Annotated in this window: 11 protein-coding genes; 9 read left to right on the top strand and 2 right to left on the bottom strand. The window is 59.3% G+C overall.

What is annotated here, in order from left to right:
• Positions 1–13: 13 nt before the first annotated feature.
• Genes GS611_RS07000 through mdoH form a run of 3 tightly spaced genes read left to right on the top strand, consistent with a single transcriptional unit; the run spans position 14 to position 4,595 of the window.
• Positions 14–1,231, top strand: coding sequence for an OpgC family protein (locus GS611_RS07000; RefSeq protein ID WP_171633647.1), 1,218 nt, complete (start codon positions 14–16; stop codon positions 1,229–1,231).
• Entirely contained in the window at positions 1,228–2,727 is a 1,500-nt protein-coding gene (locus GS611_RS07005) for a glucan biosynthesis protein (RefSeq protein WP_171633650.1), read from the top strand. Before GS611_RS07000 ends, GS611_RS07005 begins: the two co-directional genes overlap by 4 nt.
• A complete protein-coding gene (mdoH, locus tag GS611_RS07010; RefSeq protein ID WP_171633653.1) occupies positions 2,724–4,595 on the top strand; it encodes a glucans biosynthesis glucosyltransferase MdoH in 1,872 nt (623 codons plus the stop codon). The genes GS611_RS07005 and mdoH overlap by 4 nt, the downstream gene beginning before the upstream one ends.
• Here mdoH and GS611_RS07015 read toward each other — a convergent pair whose 3' ends face one another.
• Together GS611_RS07015 and GS611_RS07020 are read right to left on the bottom strand one after the other, a co-directional pair.
• Complete coding sequence (locus GS611_RS07015; RefSeq protein ID WP_171633655.1) at positions 4,596–5,420, bottom strand: PHB depolymerase family esterase; 825 nt, start codon at positions 5,418–5,420, stop codon at positions 4,596–4,598. It abuts the gene before it with no gap.
• Entirely contained in the window at positions 5,417–5,857 is a 441-nt protein-coding gene (locus GS611_RS07020; protein WP_171633870.1) for a rhodanese-like domain-containing protein, read from the bottom strand. Before GS611_RS07020 ends, GS611_RS07015 begins: the two co-directional genes overlap by 4 nt.
• 256 nt (positions 5,858–6,113) lie before the next feature.
• Between GS611_RS07020 and GS611_RS07025 the strand changes: the two genes are divergently transcribed.
• From GS611_RS07025 to GS611_RS07050, 6 genes are read left to right on the top strand one after another with little or no spacing between them, the layout of a single operon-like run.
• Positions 6,114–8,984 carry a monovalent cation/H+ antiporter subunit A gene (locus GS611_RS07025; protein ID WP_171633658.1) on the top strand — a complete coding sequence of 957 codons (2,871 nt, stop codon included), beginning with the start codon at positions 6,114–6,116 and terminating at the stop codon, positions 8,982–8,984.
• A complete protein-coding gene (locus tag GS611_RS07030) occupies positions 8,984–9,343 on the top strand; it encodes a Na+/H+ antiporter subunit C (protein ID WP_171633661.1) in 360 nt (119 codons plus the stop codon). Before GS611_RS07025 ends, GS611_RS07030 begins: the two co-directional genes overlap by 1 nt.
• Positions 9,340–10,881: a monovalent cation/H+ antiporter subunit D gene (locus GS611_RS07035; RefSeq protein ID WP_171633664.1), complete on the top strand. Its 1,542-nt coding sequence runs from the start codon at positions 9,340–9,342 to the stop codon at positions 10,879–10,881. The genes GS611_RS07030 and GS611_RS07035 overlap by 4 nt, the downstream gene beginning before the upstream one ends.
• Positions 10,881–11,378, top strand: a complete 498-nt coding sequence (locus tag GS611_RS07040; protein WP_171633666.1) for a Na+/H+ antiporter subunit E — start codon at positions 10,881–10,883, stop codon at positions 11,376–11,378. Before GS611_RS07035 ends, GS611_RS07040 begins: the two co-directional genes overlap by 1 nt.
• A complete protein-coding gene (locus GS611_RS07045) occupies positions 11,375–11,644 on the top strand; it encodes a K+/H+ antiporter subunit F (RefSeq protein WP_152457439.1) in 270 nt (89 codons plus the stop codon). The genes GS611_RS07040 and GS611_RS07045 overlap by 4 nt, the downstream gene beginning before the upstream one ends.
• A gap of 7 nt (positions 11,645–11,651) precedes the next feature.
• Positions 11,652–12,038 (top strand): Na+/H+ antiporter subunit G, encoded by a 387-nt coding sequence (locus GS611_RS07050; RefSeq protein WP_171633669.1) that lies wholly within the window; start codon positions 11,652–11,654, stop codon positions 12,036–12,038.
• The last annotated feature ends 5 nt before the right edge of the window (positions 12,039–12,043 follow it).

The following is a 12,043-nucleotide window of genomic DNA, read 5'->3' on the forward strand; positions in this document are numbered from 1 at the left end:
GGACAGAAAACGTATGGCGACCATATCGCCCGCTTCTGATTTTGTACCCGCTGCGGCCCCGGCCGCAGCCCCTGCCAGTGCGCGTGATCCGCGTCTGGATTTCTATCGCGGCATCGCGATGTTCATCATCCTGATCGCCCATATTCCCAACGACCCCTGGGCAAAGTGGATTCCTGCCCGCTTTGGGTACTCGGACGCAACCGAGATTTTCGTGTTCTGCTCGGGCATGGCCTCGGCCATTGCGTTTGGCGGGGCATTTCTGCGCAAGGGATGGTGGATGGGCACCGCCCGAGTGGCCTACCGCATCTGGCAGGTCTATTGGGCGCATATTGCCCTGTTCTTCTTTGTTGCAATGACAATGGCCGCGTTGGATCAGACCGGCGCGTTCGAGAAAACCTATGTCTCGTCGTTGAACCTTCAGCATTTCTTCAATGACCCGGCCCCGCAAATGGTCGGGATTTTCACACTGACCTATGTGCCGAACTACTTCGATATCCTGCCGATGTATCTGGTCGTACTGGCGCTTATGCCGCTTTACATGGCGCTCTATCGAGTCAGTTTCTGGCTGATGGCGGCAGTTTGCGTGGCCATCTGGTTCGTCGCGCAAACCGGCGCGCTTGCCCTTCCCGCTGAACCCTGGTCCCAGCGCCAGTGGTTCTTCAACCCCTTCGGATGGCAATTGCTGTTTTTCACAGGCTTCGCCTTCATGCGCGGTTGGATTCCGGCCCCGCCCGTGTCGAAATCCTTGATCTGGGTGGCGATTGCCTTTGTCGTGTTGTCAGCCCCGTTCGGGTCATGGAAAGTCTTCACCTGGATCAACACGGCTGCACCCGAGCTTGGCGCAGTGATCCGCAAGGGCTGGCCCCTGACCGAAGAGCTGCGTGGCAAAACCGAGTTCGGCCTTCTTCGATATGTCCACTTTCTGTCGCTGGCCTATCTGGGATGGGTTGCAGCGGGCGAACACGGCCACCGCCTGATCGCGACGGGTCATGGTCTGGGCGCACGTATCTGGCAATTCCTGCTGGCCGTCGTCACCAAGGTCGGCCAGCAATCCCTTGCCGTATTTGTGTTTTCCATGGCTGCGGCACGGCTGATCGGTGTCGCGCTGGATCAGGCTGGGCGGGATGTCGCCACTGTCTTTGTCGCCAACATTATTGGGTTTGCGATGATCATCGGCGTTGCCTATCTGGCAGCTTGGTTCAAGTCACAACCCTGGAAGTCGAAGAAATGAATTTTACCCGTCGCGCATTCCTCGTCTCGACGACTGCTTTGGCCTTCGCTCCATCCGCTTATGCGACGAGCGGTGAGACGCCTTTTGACCGCGACTATGTAATCGAGGTGGCCCGCGATCTGGCCAGCCGCCCCTATGTGGAACGCGAGATGGTACCGCAGGAATGGCAGGATCTGACCTATCAGCAGTACCGTTCCATCCGGTTCCGGCTTGACCGGGCGCTGTGGTATGAAACCGACACGCCCTTCAACGTGGATTTCTTCACCCCCGGCCTCTATTTCCCGCGCACCGTCAAGGTGGAAACGGTCGAGAACGGCATGACCAAGCCGGTCGCCTTCGATCTGGAAATGTTCGACAAGTCAGAAGACGTGCCGCAACTGCCGATCGATGACACGCTGGGCTTCTCGGGCCTGCGCCTGCGAACTGAAATGCACCGCCCCGGCAAGACAGATGAATTCTGCGTCTGGCAGGGGGCCAGCTATTTCCGCGCCATTGGCCTGCACGAGGTTTACGGACTGTCCGCGCGGGGTCTGGCGTTGAAAACCGGCGACCCGGACGGCGAGGAATTTCCCGAATTCATCCGTTTCTGGCTGGAACGTCCCGAACCGGGCCAACGCAACATGGTCGTGCATGCATTGTTGGACAGCCCCAGCGTGACCGGCGCCTATCGTTTCAACGTCACGGCGGGCGCGGATTGCATCATGGATGTCGAGGCAACGCTGTTCCCGCGCGAAGACCTGCCCCATGTAGGGATCGCTCCGGGAACTTCGATGTTCCTGTTCGACCAGACCAACCACAGCCGGTTCGACGATTTCCGCCCTGCTGTGCACGACAGCGACGGGTTGATGATCCGCAATGGCGCGGGCGAGGTCCTGTGGCGTCCGTTGGCCAATCCGACCCGATTGCAGGTCTCATCCTTCGTCGATACAAACCCACGCGGGTTTGGTCTGATGCAGCGCAAACGAGAGTTTTCGGACTACGCCGATCTCGAGGCCAATTACCACAAGCGCCCGGGCCTGTGGGTCGAGCCCCAGGAAGACTGGGGCAAAGGCTCGGTCACGCTGGTCGAGATCCCGGCAGATCAGGAAATCTATGACAACATCGTCGCCTATTGGAGGCCCGCTGAACCCTATGCGGCAGGCAGTCAGGTTGATCTGTCCTATCGCCTGATCTGGGGGGAAGAACCCCAGCGCACACCGATGCCGCGCGTGATCAACACCGCGATGGGCGAGAACACCTTTGGCGAAGGCCGGCTGGCCATCATCGATTTTGAAGGCAGCGAACTGTTCGAGGACCTGGGCGCAATCACGGTCTTTGTGGATTCGCCACATGCGGAAACTTCGGAAGGCGTCTTGCAGCGCAACCCGGATACCGGCGGTCCACGGCTGGCGTTTTCATTCCAGCCCGGCGAACGCAACCATGTCGAGTTGCGCGCACAATTGTTGAAAGACAAACAGCCTGCCTCGGAAGTCTGGCTGTACCGTTGGACCACATGAGCCGCGATCTGCATATCATGCCGCCCGAGGCCCCTCTGGCGATGCCTGCGCAGAACTTCAGCGCACGGTTCCGGGATGCCGATGCGCCTTCCGGTCAGCACAAATCCTCTGCCGGTTTCTGGCGCGCGCTGGCTTTTTCGCCCGCGATGGCCGCCACTCTGGCCTTGCTGTGGGTCATGAGTGACTGGTTTGACGCGGAAGGCATCAACGTGGTCGAAGCCATCCTTTTGACCTTGATTTCGTTCAACTTCTTCTGGATTTCCTTTACCGTCTGCACTGTTTTGCTGGGCATGGTGTCGCTGGCGAAACAGGAACGGCCCGAGCGTCGGACCGCGGCGCAACCCCTGCGGGTGGCCCTGCTGACCCCGGTCTACAATGAAGTCCCCTGGAACGTGTTGGGCAATGCCCGCACCATGCTGGAGGATCTTCAGGCGCGCGGCGGTAAACACCACTATGCCATGTTCATTCTGTCGGACACGCGCGATCCCGAGATTGCGGCGCAGGAACAGGCCAGCGTCGAAGCACTGCGCACCACCCTGGCACCCGGGCTTGAGCTGTATTATCGCCGCCGCGAACAGAATACCGACCGCAAAGTAGGCAACATCGCCGACTGGGTCAGCCGTTGGGGCGCGGATTGGGATGCCATGCTGGTGCTGGATGCTGACAGCCTGATGACCGGGCGCGCAATCCATCGCCTGACTGATGCACTGGCATGCGATCCGGGTGCGGGCTTGATTCAAAGCTATCCGCAGCTGATCGGCGCACAGTCAGTCTTTGCCCGGATGCAGCAATTTGCAAATGGTGTCTATGGCATCGCCTTTGCCGAAGGTCTGGCCCGTTGGTGCGGGCAAGAAGGCAACTATTGGGGCCACAACGCGATTATCCGCACCAAAGCTTTTGCCACCAGCGCCGGCCTGCCCAAGCTGCGTTCGTTCAGCGGTCAGGACAAGCTGATCATGAGCCACGATTTCGTCGAGGCCGGCCTGCTGCGCCGCGCTGGATGGGCCGTGCGATTTCTGCCGCGTATTCGCGGGTCATATGAAGAAACACCGCCGACCCTCATCGATCACGCCATGCGGGATCGCCGCTGGTGCCAGGGCAACCTGCAACACCTGAAACTGCTCGGTTCTTCCGGATTCCGTGCGGTGTCGCGGTTTCACATGTTCCACGGCGCGGTCGGCTATCTGATGTCCCCGTTGTGGTTTGCACTATTGTTGATGTGGGCGCTGATCGGTCAGGGTCAGGATGCCTCTGTCTTGCATTATTTCAGCCCCGACAATCCTCTGTTCCCACAATGGCCCGAGATGTCGGAAACCCGTCACGTGCTGATCATTCTGGTCATGTACGCGATGCTGTTGGCCCCCAAGGTTCTGGGCGTTCTGGCCCTGCCGTTGAGCGGTGTACGCTACGCGGATTTCGGTGGCGGGCGCAAATTCCTTGCCTCTTTCGTGGCCGAGGTTCTGTTGTCGATCCTTTACGCTCCGATCCTGATGGTTCAACAGATGATCGCTGTGTTCCGTACGGCTTTTGGCATTCAGCGCGGCTGGTCGCCTCAGGCCCGCGACGGTGGCACCTATGGTCTGCGAACGCTGATCCTGTGCCATGCGCTGGAAACCGTAAGCGGAGTGGCGCTGAGCGTCGGTATCCTGTCCGGTCTGGTGTCGGTCTGGCTGGCCCCAATCGCCATCAGCCTTGCGCTGGCTATCCCGTTGTCCGCGCTCAGCGGTGTCTCGGCAGGTGCCGCGCGCAAGATGGTCGGAATGCGGGAAGACTTCAGCGAACCCGCCATTACCCGGTCAGCGCGCCGCTATCGCGATGAACTGAAGCGACTGGTCGAAGGCAAAGGCAACATGACCCCGGCCGAGTGATCAACTGCCGGGAAGCCCTTCGTACCAATCGATTATCATGTCGGCCCAGCCCGCGGGAACGGTGTGCCCTCCGGGGAACAGAGCAAATTCCAGCGCGCTGCCTTCGGCACAGGTGGTCCAGCGGCGGCGCATGAAATCACTCGTCGTGCTGAACGCGGTCGGTTTGTGATCGACACAACCGTTCGCATCGCGCCAGATTTCGAGACCCGCATAGATATCACCCTGCTGAAAGCGTCCTCCGCCCAGCAAGCGCCCCTCCAGCGGCACCACATTGTCGGTCCAGCCATGCGTGTGGAACATGCGGATCGGACCTTTGCAGGTTTCGGGGTGCGGGCGCCAGAAACCACCGGACACCGGGACATAGGCCGAGAACGTATCGGGGCTCTCGCAGGCCAGATAGTTGACCATGAAAGCTCCGGCGGAAAACCCGCCCAGCAGGACACGGTCAGTGTCGATGCCAAACCGCCGTGCCGCGTCTTGCACCGCTTCGGTCAGAAAGGCGGCTTCGTCCCGCTCACCAAAACCGGGATAGAAATTCCAGCTTTTGGTGCCGCCCCGGTCGGGCCTTTCCAACCCCTCAGGGGCCATCACCGCATAGCCGCGCTCCAACAGCGGTTCGACCATCCCGCGATTGCGCATCGTGCCCGACCCGCTGCCGCCATACCCATGCAGGAACACCACCATGGGCGCATTGTCCGCGTCGGGCAGTTCGATGTGATAGGCACCCATGGGTGTCTCACAGGTATCCTCTTGACCGGCACACCCCGCGAAAGCGGTCTGCCCGGTCACTGCCAAGGCCAACGCCAGACTGAATTCCCGGATCATCCTGCATCCTCATCATATTTGCGCACCGGCAATCCGGCCCGAACCCATCCCGGCCCTGCGGCCGAACCTAACATACCCTCGGGCACGTCGATCACATTGGTGAATCCAGCTTCGATCAGGCGGTTGCTCAGGCGTGCCGAGCGAACGCCGCGCGCGCAAATCAAGGCCACCGGGGTCGCCGGATCGCCGCCAGCCAATTCCGTCAGTGCTTTGACAAAATCCTCGCGCCGCATGTCCAGCGGCACGGCACCTTCGGCTATGCCCGATGCGCGCCATTCACGCGGCGTGCGGATATCGATCAACAGAACGTTTCCCTTCGAGGCCTGCTCATGGGCCTCGGCAACCGTTATCCGGCCGCCGTCGTGGTCTTCGGGGATCAAACGGTATTCCCTGATCGCAAACCCGCCTGCAATCGCCGCGCATACGCCGATCAACATCCATCTTCGGGCTCCGTTCACTTTCTCGGCCAAGCTTGAGCCTCCTGTTCGCTGACATGTGTTCTATCACAGATGGTCTGAAACGGGGGCGCCGAAAAACCCGGCCCGCATCAAGATCACGTCATTTTTTCGAATCCTTGCAGAGTTTTTGATGGGGCCAATAGGACTCTGTAAAAAAGTTACAATATCTGGACAGTCGGGAAAATATCCTTACAAAATTGGCTTCACACTGACCGCCCAGACCGGAGTATCGCACTTGTCCCTATTCCTTATCGCGGCCCTTCCCTTCCTCGGCGCTGTTTTTCCTGCCCTGCTGATCCGGGCAGGTCGGAACGCAGCCGCCTCCGCCGCCGGGTTAACCACATTCCTGGCCCTGATGGGCCTGTTGATCCATGCCCCTGCGGTGATGCGCGGAGACGTCGTGACCGCCCGGTTCAACTGGATACCGGGGCTGGGGCTGAACGCGAACTTCATGCTGGACGGCCTGGGATTTTTGTTCGCGTTGCTGATCCTCGTCATTGGATTGCTCATCATTCTCTACGCACGGTTCTACCTGTCGCGCGAAGATCCGATGGGGCAGTTCTATACCTACCTGCTGCTGTTTCAGGGGGCGATGGTTGGTATTGTCCTGTCCGACAATATCCTGCTTTTGATTGTTTTCTGGGAGCTTACATCGCTCAGCTCATTCCTGCTGATCGGCTATTGGAAGCACCTTCCCGAAGGTCGACAGGGCGCGCGCATGGCCTTGGCCGTCACCGGCTCTGGCGGCTTGGCGATGATCGCCGGGATGCTGATCCTCGGCAATATCGTGGGGTCTTACGATCTCAGCGTCATTTTGCAGAACAAAGAACTGATCCAGGCCTCACCCTACTACATGCCTGCGCTGATCCTGATCCTGCTGGGCTGTTTTACCAAGTCGGCGCAGTTCCCGTTTCATTTCTGGCTGCCGCACGCCATGGCCGCGCCGACACCAGTTTCAGCCTATCTGCACTCTGCCACCATGGTGAAAGCGGGCCTGTTCCTGATGGCACGGATGTGGCCGGTTCTGGCAGGCACGGATGCGTGGTTCTATATCGTCGCCACGACGGGGCTGGTCACCATGCTGATTGGCGCGTCTATCGCGTTGTTCAAGGACGACCTTAAGGCGCTGCTGGCGTTTTCGACCGTTTCGCATCTGGGCCTCATCACCATGCTGCTGGGCTTTGGCACAAAGATTGCAGCCGTCGCTGCCGTGTTTCACATCATCAACCATGCAACGTTCAAAGCCGCCTTGTTCATGACCGCCGGGATCGTGGATCACGAAACCGGCACGCGCGATATCAAAAGACTGGGTGGCTTGCGCCACCTGATGCCGATCACCTTCACAATCGGCACGATTGCCGCCCTCTCGATGGCCGGGCTGCCGCCTCTGAACGGTTTCCTGTCCAAAGAAATGATGCTTGAGGAAACCGTGCACACCACATGGATGCACTCTCATTACCTGGTGCCGGGGCTGGCGCTGTTGGCTGCGTTGTTCTCGGCCGCGTATTCCTTCCGCTTCGTCAGCCACGTCTTTCTTGGACCTCAGCGGGAAGATTATCCGGCACATCCGCATGATCCGCCCGTAGGGTTGTGGATTGCGCCCGCTTTCCTGGTCGTACTTGTCATTCTGATCGGCCTTTATTCCGCGACCATTGTCGGCCCATTGGTCGCAGTAGTGTCCAGCGCGGTGATCGGCGGCGAGAAGCTTCCGTATTACTCGCTGAAACTCTGGCATGGCTTCACACCGGCGCTTTACATGTCGGTCGTGGCCACGCTGGGCGGTCTATTCCTGCTGGCGTTGCACAGACGAGGTGAGCGGATCTGGAACGCCCTGCCCCGCCCCGAAGCCAAGCAGATCTTTGAGGCAATCATAGAAGCGCTGACCCGGCTGAGCCGCTGGATCACCGATGAGATGCACAACGGGGTCCTCAGCCGCTATGCGATCATCTTTGTCGCCTTTACCGTTGGCCTGGGCTATTACGCGTATTCGACCGGAACCATCGGCATTGAAACCCGCGTTCCGCTGCCGGCTCAGATCATTCCGATCATTGGCTGGATCTGCCTTGTGGGTGCGACGCTGGGCATTATGTGGTTCCACCGGAATCGTCTTTTGTCACTGGTATTGATCGGTGTCGTCGGCCTGATCGTTTCGATTGCCTTCAACTATCTCTCGGCCCCGGACCTTGCCTTGACGCAAATCTCGGTCGAGGTGGTGACAATGATCCTTTTGTTGCTGTCGCTGAACTTCCTGCCGACCGAAACGCCCTGGGACAGTTCGGCGGCGCGGCGCTGGCGGGACGCGGCGATTTCCGTGGTCGCGGGCCTTGGCACCGGTGCGCTGATCTACGCGATGATGATGCGCGATTTCGCGTTCCCGACGATTTCAGAGTTCCATCTGGCCAATTCCTACAAAGGCGGCGGCGGCACCAATGTGGTCAATGTGATCCTCGTCGACTTCCGGGGTTTTGATACCTTTGGCGAGATCATCGTTCTGGGCATCGCCGCGCTGATCATCTTTGCGCTGACGGAATCCGTTCTCGGGACAAATGTCCGCAGTTACCTGCTGAACCGCAAACCGCATTGGCCGCAATCCGGGGATTCGCATCCGCTGATGATGGTTGTGGTCACCCGCGTCATGATGCCGATCGCACTGATGGTCGGGGCGTATATCTTTTTCCGCGGGCACAACCAGCCCGGCGGAGGCTTTATTGCCGGCCTGATCGTCGCCATCGCTTATCTGATGCAATACATGGCCAGCGGCTATACCTGGGCCATCGAGCGGCAGAGGTTCTATTACCACGGCACCATCGGCTGGGGTGTTCTGATCGCTGCGGCAACCGGGTTGGGCGCGTGGTTCAACGAACGCCCCTTCCTGACCAGCGATTTCGGCTACATCAACTGGCCTCCGCTTGAGGAATTCGAATGGGCCACCGCCATGCTGTTTGATACAGGCGTATTCCTGGCGGTTCTGGGTGCGGTCATGCTGGCATTGGACAGCCTGTCCCGCTTTGCGTGGCAACCGGGGATGGCACAGGAATTCCCGATGGATATCAATCCCCTGCGAGACAACCCACCGGAAGAGCAACAAGAGAAGGAGCAGGCCTGATGGAAGCGCTCGTAGCCTCTGCCGTCGGTATCATGACCGCTGCCGGGATCTTCCTGATCCTGCGCCGCCGGACGTTTCCGGTCATTCTGGGCCTGTCTCTGATCACATACGCGGTGAACGTTTTCCTGTTCGCGACCGGACGACTGGCTTTGAACGCGCCTGCGGTTCTGAACAAGTACAAGGACGTGCCCTATACCGACCCACTGCCACAGGCGCTGGTCCTGACGGCCATCGTGATCTCGTTCGGGATGACCGCCGTGATCGTGATGATCTCGCTCAGCGCATACCTGTCCGCCAAGAATGACCATATCGACATGACCGCCCAGGACAGTGTTGACGCGCCGGGAGATGACGCATGAACCACTGGATCGTTGCGCCGATCGTCCTGCCCGCAATTCTGGCCCCTTTCATCATCATGGTCCTGCGATACCATCTGGACCTGCAACGTATCTTCTCGGTCGCGGGTGTCGTGGCTTTGCTTGGGATTGCGCTGACAATCACGGCTCAGGCCTCGGGCGGGGACATTCAGGTGTACGAGCTTGGCGACTGGCCCGCCCCCTTTGGCATCGTTATGGTGCTGGATCGCATGTCCGCAATGATGGTTCTGCTGACCGCCCTGCTGGCCCTGCCGATCGTGCTTTATGCCATCGCCTCGGGCTGGGATGACCGGGGCAAGCATTTCCACGCGCTGTTTCATTTCCAGCTCATGGGCGTCTGTGGCGCCTTCCTGACCGGCGACGCCTTCAACCTTTTCGTGTTCTTCGAGGTGCTGCTGATCGCGTCTTACGGCCTTATGACCCATGGCGGTGGCGCGGTACGGTTGAAAGCGGGTGTGCAGTATGTGGCGTATAACCTGTTGGGGTCGACCCTGTTTCTGTTTGCCCTTGGCACGATCTATGGCGTGACCGGAACGCTGAACATGGCGGACATCGCCGTGCGCGTTGCGGAGATCCCAGCCGAAGATACCGCATTGTTGCGGGTTGGTGCGGTGTTGTTGCTGCTGGTCTTCTGCATCAAGGCTGCCGTTCTGCCGCTGCACTTCTGGCTGCCCGCCAGCTATGCCAACGCCCCGCTGCCGGTTGCGGCCCTGTTTGCAATCATGACCAAGGTAGGAGCCTATTCGATCCTGCGAATGTACACTCTGGCCTTCGGTCCCGACGTCGAAGTCACGCAGGGTCTGGTTGGCGATTGGTTGCAACCCGCGGCGCTGCTGACGCTTGCTGTCGGCGCCGTCGGCATTTTGGGATCGCAGCATATTGCCCGCATGGTTGCCTTTTGCGCCATCGCGTCCATGGGTACTTTGCTGATCGCGATTTCACAGTTCACGCCCGGCGCGACGGCAGCCGCCCTTTATTACGTGTTCCATTCGACACTTGCGACCGCGTTGCTGTTCCTCATTGCTGACCTGATCATGGAACGGCAGGGAGGGGCCATAGCCCCCAAGCCGCCGATGCCGCAAAGCGGGTTGATTGCCGCCCTGTTCTTTGTCGGTGCCATCGCGATGGCTGGAATGCCGCCACTGTCCGGCTTTGTTGGCAAGCTTTTGGTTCTGGACGCTTCGCGCGATGCATCCGATGCCACCACGGCCTGGGCCGTTATCCTGATTGGATCATTCGTCACCATCGTCGGGCTGGCCCGTGCCGGGACGCTGATCTTCTGGAAAAGCTACGACGCTGAGGTTGTCACAACCGATGAAACCGCCGAAGGCGAAAACGCGTCTGCCGCCGCCCCCGAACCGCAACCCGGCCTTGCTTTTACGGCTGTGTTCGGGGCCGTGGCAGGTCTGGTCCTGCTGACCCTGTTCGCGGGTCCGGCCCTGGAGTACACGAGCAAAACCGCAGAGCAGTTGTTTACCCCTGAAAACTACATTTCTGCCGTCTTGGGAAGGGAAGAGTGATGAAACTGCTGCGCCGAATTTTCCCGCACCCTCACCTGACGATTTTGCTGACGCTTGTCTGGATTCTGCTGGCGAACAAGCCTTCGCTGAATTCTTTGATCTTTGGCCTGATCCTCGGGATCATCATTCCATTCGTCACACAACCCTACTGGCCGGATCGTCCCAAACTTCGCAACTGGCCAATGGTTGTGGAATACATGCTGGTGGTGCTTTGGGATATCGTGGTTGCGAACGTGACGGTGGCCCGGATCATCCTGTTCAAACGCAATGACAACCGCCAGCCCAACTGGGTCTGTGTCCCGCTTGAGCTGCGCACACCCGAAGCGATCACGGTTCTTGCGGGCACCATCACGATGACTCCGGGCACCGTCAGTTGTGATTTGTCAGCTCAGGGGCATAATCTGCTGGTACACTGTCTTGATGCCCCCGACCCCGAGGCCGTGCGGGACCAGATCAAACAGCGCTATGAACGTCGCCTGAAGGAGATTTTCGAATGATCGACTACGCGATTTATTTTGCATTTGCCTGTTTCGGTGCGGCGATCATGATGTGTCTGTGGCGTATCATCACCGCTGACGGGGTCGGCACCCGGGTTCTGGCCTTGGACACTATGGTAATCAACACAATCGCCCTGATGATCCTATATGGGTTGGATCAGGGGACCGAGATCTTTTTCGAGGCCGCCATGATCATTGCCATGCTCGGTTTTGTTTCCACCGTGGCCTATGCGCGCTTCATGTTGCGCGGCAACATTATCGAATGAGGGCGGGATGACATTCATCGTGGAACTGCTGATCGCCTTTTTCCTGATCGTCTCGGGTATCTTCGGCTTTGTCGGGTCTTTTGGCATGATCAAGCTGAATGACCCAATGTCCCGCCTGCACGCCCCGACCAAGGCAACGACCTTGGGGGTGGGCGGCGTGCTTCTGGCTTCGATCGTGCATTCTGTTCTTCTGGAAGGAAAGCTGTCCCTGCACGAGCTGCTGATCACTCTGTTCCTGTTCCTGACCGCTCCGATCACGGCCCTGTTCATTGCAAAATGGCACATACACCGGCATGAAAAACCCGAAGACCTGCCGGATGCCGGCGAGGATGAACTTTGGGCCACCCACGCCGTCGAGCAGGTCGAAGACGTTCCGGATCATAGCGCGAATTGAAACCG

It is taken from the genome of Ruegeria sp. HKCCD6119 (assembly GCF_013110585.1).
GTDB lineage: Bacteria > Pseudomonadota > Alphaproteobacteria > Rhodobacterales > Rhodobacteraceae > Ruegeria.